Source organism: Paenibacillus sp. FSL R7-0333, assembly GCF_038000365.1.
Classification (GTDB): domain Bacteria; phylum Bacillota; class Bacilli; order Paenibacillales; family Paenibacillaceae; genus Paenibacillus_AQ; species Paenibacillus_AQ silagei.
The window spans coordinates 7023518-7041036 of the sequence record NZ_JBBOBZ010000001.1; the positions used below are offsets into that span (position 1 = coordinate 7023518).

The window sequence follows — 17519 nt, forward strand, 5'->3', positions numbered from 1 at the left end:
ATATATTGATATTACTATATTTCTAATTACCACCACAGAGCTTACAAAAACCACATCGCTTAGTTAAGATCCTGTCACATTTTTGTCTTGGCAGACGTTATAGGTTTATTATTATCTTAATATTCGGGAGATGGGGAGAATCGTACATTGAAACTGAACCTGCACCAACCGCACAAACGTTATATCCTCATCCTGCTGCTGGTGGTGGTCTTCCTGCCTGTACCTTTTAGACATAAAGCAGTGACCAAGCTTAGCATTACCGGCCTTGACGGAGCCGTAATCACAACAGATGCCTATACGCTGACAGCGGACCATAAGTTAATGCTGGATAAAGACATCGCTGAACGGATTCTGAATGCACGTATCGGCTGGGAGAAGGAGATGCCGCTCCCCAAGGGTGTGTACTATAAGGATCATGTAGCGGTACTCATGTATCACCATCTAGCGGAAACGCCGTTAACGCTCTATCCCGGCGTATTACCCGCCGTACAGTTCGATGAGCAGATGCAGCTCCTGAAGCAGGAAGGCTTCCATGTCATTACGATGAAGCAATACCGCGAATTCATGCTGGACCGCGCGCCGGTTCCCGATAATGCAGTTCTATTGACGTTCGATGACGGCTATGAGAGCTTTTACAAGCTGGCTTTTCCCATTCTGCAAAAGTACGGCTACACCGCAGTGAACTTCATCATTGTCTCTGATGTAGACAACACTAGTAAGCGTCAGGTGCCCAAGCTGACCTGGGAGCAGATGCGGGAGATGAAGCGCGCCGGAATGGGCTTTTATAATCATACGTATAATTTGCATTATTACGCCGAAGTCGATGCAGAGGGCGGCACCCGCCCGGCGGCGAGCTCCCTGCTGTACATTCATGATGAGAACCGGAATGAACTGAATGAAGAATACTACAGAAGAGTAACCGGGGACCTGGCTCATGCAGAGCGCAGGCTGAAAGAAGAATTGGGCAATACGGATTCGGCTATCGCTTTTCCTTACGGCTCCTATAACGACAAGCTGCTGGAAGTCTGCGATTCACTCGGCATCCGTCTGAAATTCAATATCGGGCTGGGCCTGAGCTCCAGAACCACACTGAACGCTCCACGAATCAATGAAGGGAACCGGACCCTAACCCCAGAGCTGTCCATCCAGCAGCTGAAGCAATTCGAGCCGCCGATGATTCTGACCGTGAATGGGAAGAAGGTTCTCCTTACCGGAACTCCGCCGGAGCTGCGGAACGGAAAGGTCCTGGTTCCGCTGGATGCGCCATGCTCCGAGCTAGGCGTAGCGATGCATTACGACCGCAGCAGCGCGGTCCTGAAGCTGACGCGTCTTTAGCCAGAACAAGGCCGGTTGAGGCTGCGCCTACCCCTTAGCCGCCTGACGCACCATAGGCTCGCGGCCTAAGGTTACCCGGTTCTTGCCGGTGGCCTTGGACAGGTACAGCGCCTCGTCCGCCTCGCGGTACAGGTCCTCGAAGGTCACATCTGCCTGATCCGTAAAAGCAATGCCGATGCTCACCGTAAGCTGGATATGATGCCCTCCGTCCAGCTCAACGATGTGCTCGCCCATAGCGGTGCGGAAGCTCTCCGCCTCCTTCAAGGCCGCAGCTTCGCTGCCGGCGGAGAAGCAGACGGCGAACTCTTCGCCGCCTACGCGCCCGGCGATTCCTTTGTCATGATATACCTGCATAATCTTGCCCGAAAAATCCACCAGTGCCTGATCACCGGCCATGTGTCCGTATGTATCATTAATTAATTTGAAATCATCGATGTCGAACAGCAGCAAGGCCATACCCGCGCCGATCTGTGCGGAGTAACTCTGCACCAGCCTCATGAAATGCCTGCGGTTGTACAGCCCGGTCAGATCGTCCACCGTGGCCTGATGCAGCAGCTCCCGCTCATACCTCTTCTTCTCGCTAAGATCACTGAATACCAGCAGCATTCCCGTACTCTTCGCCCGGACCTGCTCCGTGGCAATGAGCGCAACCCCGTAGCAGGACCCGCTCCGGCCGGGAGGCTCGATTTCGAACTGTCCCTCCCTCCGCTGCGCATAGCAGGCCGACAGCTGCCCGTGCTGCCTCAGCAGCGGCTGAATGCTTGTGCCCATCCAGGTCTCCGGCTTCTCCTCCAGCAGCTCAGAGAGCATAGCATCCGCCGCCTCATTGATATCCATTATGTAATCGTAGCGGTCCGTCAGGACGATGCCGTCCTTCATATTCTCGAAGATTTTATTCTTAGCCAGCGGATATAAGGACAGTCTGGGATCGCGGAACAAGGTGAGGTAAGCGGCCACGATGGGCGGCAGGTAGGTGAAGGCCGTGAAGCCTGTAATCGTAATGTGCAGCAGCGGAAGCAGGAACACCGACAGGACCGGCACCAGCAGACTGAATAACAGCAGCGCATTATGACGGAAATAATACCTAGGACCGTTCAGGAGGGAGATCGCCAGCAGATATACAGCATACAGTCCGAATAACTGATCGTACGCGATGAGAATCATGCTGAGTACCGTGGGCTTCACTACGATTCCGGTAACACCGGCCACCGTAGCCAGTCCGACCTCACTGCGCATCAGATGATGGTAAGAGTCGGTGAAGATCAGCAGCACATCCACCGCCACCGGGATACAAAAATAAATAAGCCTCTTGGACAAACCCTCAGAGGAACGGGATACATACTCTTTAATAACCGCATAGGTGAAGATCGCACTCAAAAAAAGCGGGCCCTGCTGCACATTCTTCCACCATAGCTTCGCCTCGAAGGAATCCGTTAGAATCTCTCCTGCTGTAGCCGCGAAGATCATGCTGACCAGCAGCATCAATATCCATAAATAGCATCTTCCTGGTGTATGACGGTGCTTGTAAGAACCGATGCCCATGTAGAGACTTAGAACGCTGCCCATTACCAAGTAAAACGGATAACCCTGCATCCACGGCATGTCATATTTCTCCTATTTTTGAGATTGCTTTGCCTTATTATATCCTACTCTTTCGCACAAATGAATCATTCTGCCAAAAAATACTACCGGTACCTAAGGTTCCGGACAAAACAAAAGAGGATACTCCTTCACCATCTGCATGGATGCGGGAATATCCTCTATAGCAATACCATTATTTCTTCTGAGCGAGACGTTGTTTGAACTTGTCAACGCGGCCGCCAGTTTCGGTATCTCTTTGTTTACCTGTGTAGAACGGGTGGGATGCAGAGCTGGAGTCTACACGGATCACCGGGTAAGAGTTGCCGTCTTCCCATTCCATAGTTTCACCGGATGATTTGGTGGATGAGCTAAGGAATTTGTAGCCTACGCTAGCATCGAAGAAAATAACCTGGTTGAACTTAGGGTGTATGCCTTGTTTCATTGTAGTAACCTCCTTTCCATACGGATACAACTTATGAAGAATTATTGAAGCCATCTCTTGGTCTATTTAAAAATCCGGTTAGACAAAGGGAGATGCGTAAATCTTCCGATTTTTACACGCCATACTATCATACGTGAAATGAGCCGCTGAGTCAAGAGCCTGTCCTAGAGGGATTTCACCATTCCGCCGTCGATCAGCAGGGACTGTCCGGTAATATAAGTATTGGCAAAAGAACCGAGGAATACCGCCGCCTTGCCGAACTCCTCCGGCGTGCCGGTTCTTCCCAGCGGAATCGCCTTCAGGGCTTCCTCCTGAATCTGCGCAAGTGTGATGCCCTGCGCGTCCGCCCGCTTGCCGTCAAGCTGGAGGATCCGGTCTGTGCCGATCCGTCCGGGGGCCAGGCTGTTAATCAGGATGCCCTCCGGGGCAAGCTCTGTAGCCAGGCTCTTGTTCAGCGCGCTCACGCCTGCGCGGAACACATTCGAGAGAATCAGCCCCGCGATGGGCTGCTTGATCGAGACCGAGCTGATGCTGACGATCCGCCCTCCCCCTGCGCTGCGCATATGCGGCAGCGCCTCGCGGATCAGGCGGACCGCGCTCATCAGCGTAAGCTCAAAGCCGCCGCTCCAGTCAGCGTCGGCCATATCCCCGAAGCTGCCGCCCGGAGGCCCGCCGGCGTTCGTGACCAGCACCTCCAGGCCGCCGCCAAATTCGGCGGCCGTCCGCACCGCCCGGGCAATCTCCTCCGGGCGGGTCACATCCAGCTCCGCTACGGCGACCTCCTGTCCCGTAGCCTCACGGATCGCCTGCCGCGCCGTCTCCAGCTGCGGCAGGCTCCGGCTCGCAATCGTCACCCTCGCCCCTTCACGGGCATACTCCAGGGCGGTCGCCAGCCCCAGCCCCTTACTCGCTGCCGCAACGAGCACCGATTTCCCCTCAAGACCCAAATCCATCATCCAGTCCTCCTGTCAGATTGGTTGCAGGACTTCCTGCTCCCACTCATTATACATCGTATTCCAGTTCTTTTTTGGCCTGGACAATGAAATCCAGCGGATTCTCGATGGTGTCCGCCGCATATTCCACTGCACCGATCTTCAGCCCCAAGGTGACCTTGTACTTGCCGGAGAACTCCGAGTCATTCAGCTCCTGCAGCCGCTGTTTGATCCGCTCAATGACAATCTTGGCCCCTTCCCGGTCCGTGAAGAGCAGAAGGCCCCAGGTAGCATCCTCCTTGTCCAGCAGATACAGCGCATCATTGGTACGAATGCTCGACTGGCTGAGCTGGGAGACATCATAGATGGCTTCGGACAGCTGCTCTTCCGGGATCAGGCGGCGGATTTCATTCCAGTACTTCACCTTCACCACAAGCAGCGTCAGCGGGATTTTATAACGGACCGAGATTCCGGTGAACAGGCTGGCGTCCTTCTGAAAAGAAATGCTGTTGCGCAGATCCGTATTCTCATCCACCGCAGCCAGATTATTCGTGCGCTTCAGCAGCCGTTCATTCTCTGCCTGCAGCTCACGGGTGCTTGAGGTGAAGACCCACAGCACCACCGTAAGCAGCGGGGTCATAATCAGCCAGAAATACGTCTCTACACCGATCGATGCGCCCTGCGATACCGTCTGATAGACCACGAAGAAGCCGTAGCCGAAGACAAACGCCAGATTCAGCGTCAGTCCCGCCGTGACCGTGGTGAAATACGTGACCAGCGCCAGGATGAACGATACATTCAGAATAATAATGTTCTGGACGTAGTTATCCGGTGAGCCCGCGATATATACGATGCAGGCGAAGATCAGAACCAGAAAGGCCAGGAAGCCCAGATCCGAGGTCAGACTGCTGCGGTTACGTCTCACGCTTGATCACCACGTTTCTTCTTATGTTTGCGCAGCATCAGAATCAGCGCCACGACCACCAGCGTCACGATCATCACTGCTGCAGTCACGAAGCCCAGCACATCGCTGCGCTCCATCACCCGCGAGACCAGAGAGTCCGGCTTGGCGCCGGAGACCGTCTTGAAGCGGTAGGCATTCACCGTGCCGTCCTTATCCGCCACAACGCCGTCACCGTACACCCTCCACCTGTCCTTCTCGCTCCCGATCAGCTTGGAGACTACGAAGTAGCTCTCAGAGCTGACCGCAGTGACCGCAAGCAGGCCGCGTCCGCTCTCGTAAGGGGATTCCAGGAGCTGGAGCGTGCCGATCGCGGCTCCGTACTGCTCGTCGAGGGCGATTTTCTCATTGGAGAGGAGGGTTGACCCGTCCTTGTTATACTTGAAAAAGAGCTTGCCGTTATTGTCACGAATCACCTTATTATTCTTATAGCTCCCGATCGCAATAATATTGTTGTCCTTCAGGTTATCCGCTGCTGCGTTATCGCTGTAAAAGTGGACATCACCGGTATTGCCTCCGGCAAACTGCCCGAGCATATTGAAGACATTCCCGAGGCTCCGGTAGGTGTAATCATCCCTCTCCTTCGGCAACACCACCGCTACACGGTTGAAGATGCCGTCCCGCAGGAACGGATACGGGTAATTGCTCAGCAGGAGGTCGGTGCGGTCCTTCGTGTTCAGGCGCATCAGTGATTCCTTGCTGATATAAGCCCACGGCATCTCCTCTTTGTTCGGTGTACAGAGCATGCTCGCAAGCTCCAGATCAAAAGCCACCGTCACGGTGAAGTTGCCGGAGATATTCAGACTCTGCGGCACATTCAGATTCAGCACATCACCGTTGGCCAGCTCCTTCGTCAGCTTCTTGCTGCCGATGGGCGTATTATTGATGCTCACCGTCACCAGGGAACGGTTGAAGTCCAGATTCGCCGCATACCGGAAATCCAGGCTGATTCTGCCGTCATCCGCAATGGAGCGGTTGGACGGGAGAGAGACGAAATACGTCTGCTCCTGATGATTCGGCCCGGTGAGCTTGTCCCCTGTCTCCGTGAACGTAATGTTCGAGCTGATGGCCGGCGCAGGGTTCACTACATCGGTAGCATTAGTAACCACCTTCAGATCCTTGCGGAGCTGGCTCATCAGCTCCCGGCTTGCCATCAGCCGTCCGGCCTTGATCAGCAGGCTCTCGTCCTTGGAGGTCACCACCAGCGTAGGCAGGGAATCCTTGTTCACCAGCTGAATGACCGCATGGGTGCCGAGGTCATCCGCCGTACTTACCAGCTTCTTGATCCTATCGGGCAGATGATCATACATAGCTACCAGCACTACTGCACTCTTGTCCTTGACGGTATCCTCGCGGTAAGGCAGCAGCGGAATGTTTCTGTCATTCAGCGTGTTGCCTTTGGCGAAGCCCGAGAGGGCGTAAGTAGCACTCTCCAGCTCTGCTCCGCTGGCATTCTGCGGCACGGCGAGCAGGCTTTGTTCATTTTTTACCGTATCCATTCCTGAGAATCTGGCACTGAAATCCTGAATGCCTCCAGTAATGGCCTTCGGTGTATAATTCACAGCAATGTTCGAGGTGTTGAACAGATGCAGCCAGCTATCCTGCATATCATCGATATTACACAGTTCATAGCCGCCCGTCGTGGTTCTTAAGCTCCCTTGTATCCGCAGCGTATTGCTGCCCTTCGTCAGGAAGCCTTTGGGCGCCTCTACACTCAGGCTCTGCTGCCCGTTATTGTCCAGGGACGGCCGGAAGGAATAGAACGGAATGCCGTTCAGCGACAGTGTTACGCTCGACAGCTTATCCTCACTGATCTGTGAGGTCTGGAATTGCAGATTGATCATCACTTGATCCACATTCCAGTAATCCATGACTGTGAAGAACTGCTGCTGGGAGCTTGCGCCCCTCAGCGAGACATCGCTGGTGAACAGCGTCTCATACGTTGCTCCCGCTTCACCGGGAAGCACCGCCGCCTGTGCCGCAGGGATTTGAACCAGGAAGAGGGAGAGGCAGAGCAGCACTGTTAGGATCTGTTTTTTCATCATGTTCCGTATCTCCTGACATCTTATTTCTGGACCTCCGGCGCACTAGTACCGCTCGGTTTTGTACCACTTGGCTTCCCGTTTGAAGATAACGTCTTTGAAATAGTTGTACAGCCCGTAAGCGGCCACTACCATCCAGAGCTGGCAATACGAGACGTACATCAGCAGAATGATCCACAGGTTCGACAGGCTCATCTCACCCTTCTCCGTGGTCAGGGTAACGAAGATCCCCACCACGAACAGCACAATAGCGAGCAGCCACAGGAAGCTGCTGAGCCCGGCAATGGTGGTATGTACATACCCCATGGCATGCAGCACGAGCAGAATATCCGAGGTGACCAGCGAGATCAGCAGGAGGAAGTAGATCGAGACATAATACAGAATATCGAAGCGGATCTTCGCCGCCTTCCGGTCGATGAGGAGCGGAAGGTTCTTCACAATGACATAGATATTGCCCTTCGCCCAGCGTGTCCGCTGCTTGAACCATACCTTCACCGTCTGCGGCTCCTGCTCCCAGGTGACCGACTTCGGCTGGAACTTGATCCGGTAGCCCATCATATAAATGCGGAAGCTGATCTCCGTATCCTCGGCAATTGCCTTCACATCCCACCCGCCGATGCTCTCGACAATGGTCCGGCGCATAATGAAGTTCGTTCCCGGGATCGTACAGAGCTTGAACAGCTTCCAGCGCCCTGCTTGCGCCATCCACTGGAAGGACAGAGTCTCGATATTAATGAACCGGGTCAGCAGGCTGGCATCCCGGTTGCGGGTTCTGAACTTGCCGATTACCGCCCCCAGGGAGGCATCATTCATAATCTCTGCCACCAGGTACTTCAGCGCCGTGCGCTCCGGCGTATTGTCGGCATCATAGATCGCAATCAGCTCCCCGCTGCTGCGGGTGAAGCCGATGTTCAGCGCATTGGATTTTCCTTTGCCGCCTGTGACGGCGTCCGTATTGATAATGATCAGCTTGCGCTGCGGATTCCGCTCCCGGATAGCATCCAGCAGCTCAGCGCTGTTGTCTGACGAATTATCATTGATGACGATAATCTCATACCGGTCATGCGGGTAATCCAGTGCCAGCAGGGATTCCACGGTTTTGCTGATGACGACCCCCTCATTGTGAGCAGGAACCATAATCGTCACCATGGGATGCTCCCCGTTAATCTCAGGCACCGGTTCGTTTTCCGTTTGAATGTAGTACAGATACCCCGCTATAATCAGCATCACATTCACCAGCAGCAGGGACCAGATACAGATGACCGCGATCACCATCAATACGTCTGAGATCGTCATAGTATTCTCCTAAACTCGCTATATTTTCCCCGAATTACTTGTTCAAATATTTCCTGCGGTACAGCCTGTAGCCGATAGTGAGCAGGCCGCCGAACAAGAGCAGCGCAGCCAGGATCACGATGATGAAGAATTGATTCTGCACGCTGAACAGCCTGTTGAAGCTTGTCGCCTGCTTATCCTTGTACTGGAAATCAACGGCGACCTTCTGCGGAGTATAATCGACATCCAGTGTGTTCCCATCCAAGCGGATCACCCCGTCAGCAGACTCAAGGGTGTGCTTATCCGTGCGGACCGTATGGGCCTCCTGCTTATAGTCTGCGAAGGTATACCATTCCGCATTCAGATTCTGCAGAAGTTCCTCCAGCCCGCGCTCATCCTCCGGCAGGTCCAGCGTCACCGCCGTATTCAGCGGAAGCTCCGGCATCGCCTTGCCTGTTCTGCCAATTCCCTGCAGCAGCGCCGGGGGCAGACTGTACAGAGAGGAAGAGAAGGCCGCTGAGGTGTCTGTCTGCTCCATATAATGGGTCTCTCCGTCTGGGAAGAGCACCGCAGAATTGAAGAACCCCATGCCTGCGGAAGAATACTCTTTGTCATACGTCCAGTAGCTCTCGGCAGCAACGCCGAGCGGTGCCACGCCCCCTTCCGCCAGCACATTAATGAACTGATTCATCTTTCCGCGCAGGGACCGGTCATTCGAATTGATCGGCGGTCTGACCGCAGGGGCATTGACCACGATGCTGCCGTTGCGGGACTGGACGGCTTTGAGCGCCTCCAGATACCGCTTCATCGCGGGGAAATCCGTATTCGCGAATACCGGACGGACACTGGCGATGAAGGGAATACCGCTTCGATACAGGCGGTCTGCCATCTGCTCCAGCAGATTCAGATCTGAGAAGGGATAGATCTCCTTGATTACCAGATACATCTGCGGCTGTGCGGTATAGTGCAGCCAATCCTTCAGCACATAGGCCGCAGCTATGGCTGTGAAATCGCCCTGCTTCAGATAAGGCAGGTAAGCGGAGCGGCCGCTGCTTACCGCAAACGGCAGCTGCGCCGCCGCATCTGATGAGGACCACGTTCCATAAGAACGCCCCGCGGCCGAAGCGGTGATATAAGGCATCCCTTCGGCCTCCACCGGAATTCCGGTGAATCCGCCGATGGAGAGGCTTGCGCCCGCTCTATGCCATACCCCGGTCTTCAGCCGCAGCGTCTGCTGCATCCGGGCAGGCGGTCTATATCCAACATGCAGCATAGCCCCCTTATACCCGGCTGCCTCCTGAAGGTAGGCTTGATTCGTAATCTCAAGCTCATCATTGTTAATCACAGTGATCACGCCGGAATAGCCCTTCATGCCGCCTGGCTCATAAGAGGAAATAGGCTTCAGCGTGACCTGTGCGCTGTAGGCGGCAAGCAGCCGTTGCAGCTCGGCCACATTCCCCTGCTGGCCTGAATTCTTCGCCAGACTGTCGAACAGCAGCAGAATCCGCTGCGCCGGAGCCGGAGAAGCCGCAGCGGATGCCGGACCGGCAGACGGCAGCAGATCACCCGCCAATACAATGAACAGCAGAATGACGATTCCTCTGCGTCTCACATGCCCACCCCTTTATTCAGTGCCGGATATTCCTTGAGCGGCCGTGCAGACGGCGCAGACGGCACCGATCTGCGTGATGAGATTCCGCGGCCGATTACGCTGGCAGCCGTCTGGAAGATGATCAGGTCGAAGGCCAGAGTGAACAGGAATTCATGCTTGGCAATATCCGCGTCACCCGCCCCGATAATGGAGACTACGATACCCGACAGTCCGACCAGCATCGTTGCCAGAATCACCAGCAGACGCTGCATCCCCCGGAAATCCCGGGTACGGATGGACCGGACGAACGATGGCATATAGACCCCTATCGTTACGGCCATCCAGAGAAGAATGAAGGCAAAGGGACGGGGCGCCAGCTTCTCCTTAAGTGTGCTGTACAAGCTGAAGAAATGACTCTGCGCCCGGAACTCCTTGCCTGCGGACAGCTCATAGTTCCCCATAGCCGCCGGTTTAATTTTATAGGCACTCTCAGCAGCCGTATCCAGGATCGAGCCCAGCTCATTCGGGTGAGAAGCATAATAGGTCAGAATGGAGACGAAGCCGTAGCGGCTGTAGAAATTTTTATCCAGCAGCTCGGATTTCACATCCACCGTCCCGTATTGGTCATAGTACGTATTCTCTTTGAGAATTGCGTATTGTTCATTGATTCCGAAGGAGCCAAGCGCCGTCTCCGGGTTCTTGGATTCCATCAGCACCCCGCGCGTCATCGCATGATACTGGTTAATATTCACGAACTCTTTGGAGATATTAAGATACGTCGCAATTCCGGCGAACATCATCAGACCGGCCGACAGGAGCGTGACCCAGCGGAACAGCTTGTCCCGGCGGATCAGCACCAGCGGAACTGAGAGCAGGGAAATTACCATCCCCACCGGAGCATTCTGCTGCTTGGAGGTGGTCAGGATCAGGGTGCTGATCAGCAGGATCGCCAGCATGGCATAATCGTTGTATCTCTTCCGGTACAGCAGCAGCCAGGAGGCGAACACCAGAATCATGGTCACCATCACCAGGCTCTCGCCGAAGAAGGAGCTGAAGTAGTTGGTATAACCCGTATCTCCGAAAATGAACACCGCAAGAGCCGCGACTGCCATCCCCCGCTTAAGTGACATTTTCAGCGTGATCGCTTCAACCAGCAAGTAGACTGCGGCAACATACAGCACGGTGTAGATGGCAGCCTGGAAGCGGATATCGAAGACCTCGCGGCTGAAAAACAGCTTGTTGACGAAGATCGCCAGCTTGATAAACAGGGACTGGGAGGAGACCACCATCGTGCTGTTCTCGTTGAAATATTGAAAGATTCCGAACTGCTTCACGAAATAGCCGAAGTACTGGCTGTCATAGTCCGGAGCATTGAAATACAGGCCGTTGCTATAGATAATCCGGTAAAAGTCTCCGTTATCCGCCATGCCGATATAAGGGGAGGTAAACAGCGAAATAGCCGTCACCAGCAGCACGCAGAACGCGGCGGCAAATGCCGGAGTAATCCGAAAGCCAGCCAACGTGATACCGGGCCGGGTCGATGTAAGCTCTAGGTTGTTTATCATTCCGATTCCCCTTTTTGGTTATATTATGGAGCCTTATAGGAGTAAGCCAGCAGTGCCATCAGGTTGTCAAAAGAGTACGCCTGCCCGGAGGCAGGATCACCGAAGCCGCCGTATAACGGACTTGAAGGGTCTGTCACCCTGAATTCATTCATCCGTTCTATACTGGACTGATAGAGGTCACCATCCTCCAGCACGGCTCCAATCATGGCTGTGAGCGCATAGACCGCTGTTGAACGGATATCATTAGCCGGCTTGCCCTCACGTGTATATTGTCCGAACAAGGTTCCCGCTGCGACCTGAGCTTTGATGTAGCTGATGCTTGCCGGCCGCTCGCGGCCGATCTCTGCCAGATGAAGAATAGTCAGCAGAGATTCTACCGAGTTGATGCCTTCAGAGCTGTACTGTCCGCTCTGGTAATCGAAGCGGGTCTCATAGAATGGAAAAGAATCGGACAAATATCCTTCCTCCAAAATACCGCTCATATTCTTCAACAAATTCTGTTGTAATTCGCTAGATATCGACAATTTCTGCAATACACTCAGATCAATATAACACAAAGTTACGAATCTGTTGACCATTTTCAAATAATTGTCATATATGTCATAAATGTAACCTTTTTTAGTGTTGTTTTTATAGAAACGTTCTCCATATTTATCAGCTTCTCTGGTATATTCCGGCTGGCTAAATGCCTGCCCTGCCTCATATAACGCTCCGATCATCCGCAGGTCATCCACCGCTGCATTCACGGGATAACGCTTCTGCTGCCTGGGACTGTAGCGGTAGCTGAAGCCGCCCTCCATATCGAAGGTTCTGCGGGCCGTCTTCCACTGCCGGTCGAACAGCTCCTGATTGCGGGTACGGACGGCAGTCTCCATCAAGAGAGACGCGGACTCGCTCAGAATCTCATGGCCGGTAGCCACCTCTGCCGCTTCAGAGGTCTCCTTCAGATTCGTATATACTCCGTCGGGTCCTGTAAGCTGCGTATTTATGAAATGGTATAATTCCTGCTGTTCCAGTGTAGGCTCAAGCTGCGGCGCTTCATCCGGCCGTGTAGTCCCTGCGGGAGAGACCGCCGGAGTATAGACGGGAGAGGATGGCGCCAGTCCGGCCTGATTGCCGCCGCAGGAGGTTAGCAGGAGCAGCGACATTCCCAGAACAGCAGCCTTGCTATATCTGCTTTTCAATCGATCACATCCTTAAATGACAACTACCAATTGATCCATACTAATATAACGGTAATTATTGTCACATTATTTACTGTTTCATCGAACATTATGTGTCATCTTCACATATTTCTCCTTTTCCGCCAAAAAAAGAGCCGCTCCAGGTCTTAACGACCGAAACAGCTCTTAGGAATGCTTAGGTATTATCTCTAGCTCTCTTTAATTCTCCGGTACGTGGCCTCATCGGCGACGATGTAGAGTCTGGCGTCTGCCGGAATCGGCCGGTCAAGCTTGCGGTTAATGCCCAGGTCGCCCCGGTCGGACAGCAGAGTCGCCCCCTGCCGCAGCAGATCCTGAAAGGCCTCCCCATAGGTTGTCCAGCCGCTGCGGCGGGGAATCTCATAGATATCATCCCCGTGCTCGCGGCTGAGCAGCTGGGTGATCACCTCAGAATTGCCCTCCTGCAGCGCAGAGCGCACCGCCAGTCTGGAGATCGCATCATGGGAGAGCACGAACTCGTTCACCTGCACATGCTTGAAGTTCTGAATGTTCTTCTCCTGCATAATCTCTACGGTAGTATGTACCTGCGGGGCAATCCGCTCAATGCTGGAAGCAATCAGCAGCGACTTGCCGTCGCTTAAGGAAGCTTCGTCGATACGGGTGTCGCTGAACACAATCGCTGCTCTGGCACTCCCGATATTCGCCTTCAGCAGAATGTCATCGCTTGCCGCATCGCCGCTGATGAAGTGAACCTGCTCCATGGCTTCCAGCGGATGCCGTCCGTTCTCATCGATAATGACCACTTTGCATTCCCTGTCGTAACACAGAATCTCATCTACTGCCGCCTGTGTCTTGCGGTTCCAGTTAATCAGCACGACATGATGTTGTCCGTGAAAGGTCAACGTTCCGGCTCCTCTCCTGCGCTGCATCTCGCCCATAGCCTCAACAACCTTGCCGATCACCAGACTGAGCAGACCGATGCCAAAGATATATAAGAAAATCGTAAACACCTTGCCGGTGACTGTAGCGGCAAAGTAATCGCCATACCCAACAGTAGCCATGGTGGTCATTACCCAATAAAAGGCGTTGAACCAGCTATGGAACGTGTCCGGCTCCAGCAGGAAGGCGATGGTTGCGCTGAGAAGAATGAAGGCCAGAATAATAAAGGCAATGGACTTCTTCTTGAGATGAAGCAGCTTGCCGGATAATTGGATTAGAAAATGCAATGCTCATCCCTGCCTCCCGGGTGAATTGAGCCGGCAGGCAGCATCCTGCGCCGAGTCCCTTGCGGGGCACAGCCGCCGCCCGCCTGCCAATCGAGTCTACCTAAATAATCAGACTGCTGACCGCAAAGGCCGTCCCGATGAACACCATGCAGAGCATGACGCCGACCGCAACATTTCCCTTCTCCAGCTGCTCTGAAATCCGGAAGCCGGGAGTGAACAGCTCGAAGATCCAGTAAGAAGCGATCAGGCAGACATACCCCACCGCGAACCAGAGCATCATGAACCAGATGGAGGTATTGGTGTAAGCGGCCACGCCTAGAATTACCGCCGTAGCCAGGAACTTGCCGCCGAATGCCAGCGCTACGGCAACATTCCCCTTCTTCAGCTCCTCCATATCCTTGAAGGGCGTCATGAGCGCGAAGATCACCATACCCAGCACTTGAAGCAGAACAATGGTCAGAATACTGACCACCAGATTAATTACGATCGTCATTTAGCCCACCCCCGAAATTTCGCATAGGCCGAATCATAGTCGGCGAAATCATGTACTTCCTCCAGCACCACAGAGACTTTCTTCTGCTTCTCCAGCGCGGTATAGCGCTTGTCGTCAATCGGCTGCTTGATCCGGTTGCCGGAAGGCAGCTCCAGCACTGCGAAATTTCTGGTCTTGCTCTGGTATTCCGTTTTGTACACGCCAACCAGGTCCACTTCCGTTGTGATGGATACCTTAAGATTAGCCAGATCCTCCGTGGCCGCCTTCTGGTCGGCGTAAGACTTAAGCGTCGTCCAGGCGGACAGCTTGATCTCATTCTTCTGGTCAGCGTCCGTTATCAGCTCGGCATCCATGAACTGGAGCGTCCAGACGGTGTCGCCTGTAGCATAATTCCCGTCGTTGGGAAGCAGCTCATTATCCGGCAATATAGTCATATCGCTGCCGACCAGATCGCCAACCTTGCCCTCCACCACCCGGTAATCCCAGGGTACACGCGATACGCTATCCGACGTATCAGTGCCGGTATGAAATACACTGCCGCTGTTCGCTGAGCATGCACTCAGCACCATAACCGCCAGTAGCAGCACTGTAGTCAGCAGGGTGCTCCGGGCTCTGCGCCCGGCAGCATGCCCCTCTCTATCCTTGAACATCTTCAAGCCCCCTCACTCCTAGCGCGATAAAATGACTGGCATTGCCTGTAATCGGCCCGCCGGCCCGGCCAAGCAGCCCGCAGGGCGTTCCGTTAATGACGAACATGCCGGTCAGCAGGTGCAGCTCACCCTCCGCCGTCATGATCCGGGCCATTTCGGCCCTTTTCTGATAGACCACGGGGAAGAGCTGGCTGCTGTCGTAGCCCTCCTCGTCCTCAATCTCAAGCGCGCCGCTGTCATCAAAGATTCGTACAGATCCGCCCTCGCGGCCGAATACGGATTTGGATACAAAACTTTCTGAGAAGACTGCCTTATTGTACGTCGGCAGGATGTACCGGGAGATGGCCTCGCGTTCCGGCTCCGTGAACAGCAGGCCAAGCTCATACATTCCCCAGACAGCGGCCATCAGCCCCTTGGACTGGAGGATGATGCTATGCGGTCCGTTGAACAGCTGGAGCTTCCCGCTCTCAATGGCATAGGCCAGAGCCTCGCCGCCTTCATCTACGGCCATCCACTCCTTCGGATACAGCGCGAACATCCGCTCTATGATCCGGTTCTCCCCGTCCTTGACCACACCCTCATCAATCCACAGATCCAGGCAATCGACACAGCGGACATCCAGTCCGCTATGCGCAGCGAGCGCCTCAATCGTTCCGCTGTCCTCCTCATGGCTGCCATAATCTACACAGGCTACCGTGTCGGGCCGTTCCACGCTCCAGGCTGCGGCAAGCTGCTGCTTCATGGCCGCATTCGCGCTTCCGACACCTGCTTCCGCGCAGATCCACGGCGTAGCAATGGATGCTTCCACATAGCCGGTCGGAGTATCCGCATTCAGCTCCAGCAGCTTGATCGTACCATCCCCTGCCACGGCAAAATCGAAACGGGCATACCGGCTGATCAGTCCCGGCTCCGGCAATGGGCAGTCATCCAGCATCTGCCACAGCACCGGAGGAATCCCGAGCAGGTCGTACAGGTCATGTCTGAGATGGACATAACGCACAGCCTTATCCAGAATCGCCCAGAGCGCGGCGGCGGCTTCCTTCAATTCCTGATAGGTCTCGCTGCGCATCACAGCCACCGCATCCAGCCAGTATTCCTCGTCCTCCAGATCGGCCCAGGTGAAGCCCAGCTCATGCAGCCGCTCAACCCGGGGAGCGCGCTCCAGACCGGACTGGTCTATATATTCGAATGCCTGCTCCGCCCGGATCATCCGCCGAACCCGCTCTTGCCGGAGCGCACCGAGCTTTTGCCGGAGCTTTTAGAGCCGGATTTGGATTTATTCGAACCCAGCCCGCTGGAGGTACCGCCGATGCCGCCCGATTTGGAAGAGGTATTCCTTCTGGTAATGGAGCCGGTGGATGAAGTTGAGGTCTTCGGCTTCACCACCGAGCCGGCCACCGGCTTGTTCTGGAATCGTCCGCTATTATAAGAGGGCGGCTTATAGGTATTGCGTGTGCCTCCATAATAAGTAGGCCGGTCATTGTACCAGCCTCTGGAAGAGTAGAACGAACCACTATTGAAGAGCATGTGGTACAGAAGCACATCATCCCAGCCGAACCCCGAGTTGTACCCGCCGTAATTGTTAATTACCGTCGTACCGCCGGAGGTTACAGCCCCCTGCCCTTCCTGGACCTTCTCTTCCTGGTCTTCCGGATATGGAATACTCCAGTCTACATTCTTGTCGAAATATTGCTTAACCTCCTCGGTAGACCAGGAGACCAGCTTAGGCTCCTCGCCGCCTGTGCCGCTTGCGCCTGCACCTCCCGGAATGAATAACGCGTTAGCCAGCAGCGCAATGCCGAGCGAGGTGGATAATACGCGGACCGGTTTGCCGTCCGGCGTGAACAGCCTGCTGATCGCGGGTTCTTTAGCACTTTCGTCTTTTGCCAACTTGGGACCTCCTTTCCTGGTATTCATCCTTAACCTTCCGTACGCATGGGAACCAGCAGAAGCTCCAGCTTCCCTTCATCCACATTCAGTCTTCCCTCTACCGCCTCGAACTCACGTCCGCCAACGACAATATAATTGACATGCTCAAGTGCCGTAACCATATTCATGCTCCAGACGCGCTCTTCAATCATTTGCAGGTCGCCTTCAGGCAGCTTCTCGAACAGGATGACCTTCAACCCGTTATCCATTCTACTCCATCTCCTCTTGAATACTCGTATGCTTCTGATACGCTGCTATGACTCTTTCGTTTCAACTCCCGCAGCCTTGAATATGTATACCACAGCATATAAATAATAATGACAACGAGCAGTTT

The 17519-nt window shown here is 54.3% G+C and carries 16 protein-coding genes; 1 reads left to right on the forward strand and 15 read right to left on the reverse strand.

The features are described 5' to 3' along the window. The first annotated feature begins 147 nt into the window (after positions 1 to 147). Entirely contained in the window at positions 148 to 1335 is a 1188-nt protein-coding gene (locus MKY86_RS30095) for a polysaccharide deacetylase family protein (protein WP_083685445.1), read from the forward strand. Between the two features lie 27 nt (positions 1336 to 1362). Here MKY86_RS30095 and MKY86_RS30100 read toward each other — a convergent pair whose 3' ends face one another. The 15 genes from MKY86_RS30100 to MKY86_RS30170 form a co-directional block, all read right to left on the reverse strand. Continuing rightward, positions 1363 to 2937: a sensor domain-containing diguanylate cyclase gene (locus tag MKY86_RS30100; protein ID WP_076081513.1), complete on the reverse strand. Its 1575-nt coding sequence runs from the start codon at positions 2935 to 2937 to the stop codon at positions 1363 to 1365. 172 nt (positions 2938 to 3109) lie between these two features. Then, the gene (locus tag MKY86_RS30105; protein WP_036722727.1) at positions 3110 to 3358 is read right to left on the reverse strand and encodes a type B 50S ribosomal protein L31; all 249 of its coding nucleotides are present in this window, start codon (positions 3356 to 3358) and stop codon (positions 3110 to 3112) included. 164 nt (positions 3359 to 3522) lie between these two features. Then, positions 3523 to 4311: an SDR family oxidoreductase gene (locus tag MKY86_RS30110; RefSeq protein ID WP_076081511.1), complete on the reverse strand. Its 789-nt coding sequence runs from the start codon at positions 4309 to 4311 to the stop codon at positions 3523 to 3525. 49 nt (positions 4312 to 4360) lie between these two features. Continuing rightward, complete coding sequence (locus MKY86_RS30115; protein WP_076081509.1) at positions 4361 to 5215, reverse strand: diguanylate cyclase domain-containing protein; 855 nt, start codon at positions 5213 to 5215, stop codon at positions 4361 to 4363. Next, on the reverse strand, positions 5212 to 7296 hold the full coding sequence (locus MKY86_RS30120; RefSeq protein ID WP_083685443.1) for a cellulose biosynthesis cyclic di-GMP-binding regulatory protein BcsB: 2085 nt from the start codon (positions 7294 to 7296) through the stop codon (positions 5212 to 5214). The genes MKY86_RS30115 and MKY86_RS30120 overlap by 4 nt, the downstream gene beginning before the upstream one ends. 42 nt (positions 7297 to 7338) lie before the next feature. Further along, positions 7339 to 8589, reverse strand: a complete 1251-nt coding sequence (locus MKY86_RS30125; RefSeq protein ID WP_076081507.1) for a glycosyltransferase family 2 protein — start codon at positions 8587 to 8589, stop codon at positions 7339 to 7341. Between the two features lie 34 nt (positions 8590 to 8623). Continuing rightward, positions 8624 to 10180: a hypothetical protein gene (locus tag MKY86_RS30130; protein ID WP_076081505.1), complete on the reverse strand. Its 1557-nt coding sequence runs from the start codon at positions 10178 to 10180 to the stop codon at positions 8624 to 8626. Continuing rightward, on the reverse strand, positions 10177 to 11724 hold the full coding sequence (gene wsfD / locus MKY86_RS30135; protein ID WP_076081503.1) for a glycan biosynthesis hexose transferase WsfD: 1548 nt from the start codon (positions 11722 to 11724) through the stop codon (positions 10177 to 10179). The genes MKY86_RS30130 and wsfD overlap by 4 nt, the downstream gene beginning before the upstream one ends. Before the next feature lie 23 nt (positions 11725 to 11747). Beyond that, on the reverse strand, positions 11748 to 12908 hold the full coding sequence (locus tag MKY86_RS30140) for a hypothetical protein (RefSeq protein ID WP_340827675.1): 1161 nt from the start codon (positions 12906 to 12908) through the stop codon (positions 11748 to 11750). Between the two features lie 188 nt (positions 12909 to 13096). Beyond that, the gene (locus MKY86_RS30145) at positions 13097 to 14113 is read right to left on the reverse strand and encodes a potassium channel family protein (RefSeq protein WP_076081502.1); all 1017 of its coding nucleotides are present in this window, start codon (positions 14111 to 14113) and stop codon (positions 13097 to 13099) included. A gap of 100 nt (positions 14114 to 14213) precedes the next feature. Continuing rightward, complete coding sequence (locus MKY86_RS30150; RefSeq protein WP_036691943.1) at positions 14214 to 14606, reverse strand: DUF350 domain-containing protein; 393 nt, start codon at positions 14604 to 14606, stop codon at positions 14214 to 14216. Continuing rightward, on the reverse strand, positions 14603 to 15256 hold the full coding sequence (locus MKY86_RS30155) for a hypothetical protein (protein WP_076081500.1): 654 nt from the start codon (positions 15254 to 15256) through the stop codon (positions 14603 to 14605). Before MKY86_RS30155 ends, MKY86_RS30150 begins: the two co-directional genes overlap by 4 nt. Next, positions 15243 to 16466 carry a glutathionylspermidine synthase family protein gene (locus MKY86_RS30160; protein WP_076081488.1) on the reverse strand — a complete coding sequence of 408 codons (1224 nt, stop codon included), beginning with the start codon at positions 16464 to 16466 and terminating at the stop codon, positions 15243 to 15245. Before MKY86_RS30160 ends, MKY86_RS30155 begins: the two co-directional genes overlap by 14 nt. After that, a complete protein-coding gene (locus MKY86_RS30165) occupies positions 16463 to 17146 on the reverse strand; it encodes a hypothetical protein (RefSeq protein ID WP_076081486.1) in 684 nt (227 codons plus the stop codon). Before MKY86_RS30165 ends, MKY86_RS30160 begins: the two co-directional genes overlap by 4 nt. Before the next feature lie 29 nt (positions 17147 to 17175). After that, entirely contained in the window at positions 17176 to 17394 is a 219-nt protein-coding gene (locus MKY86_RS30170) for a hypothetical protein (protein WP_036691939.1), read from the reverse strand. Positions 17395 to 17519: the final 125 nt, after the last annotated feature.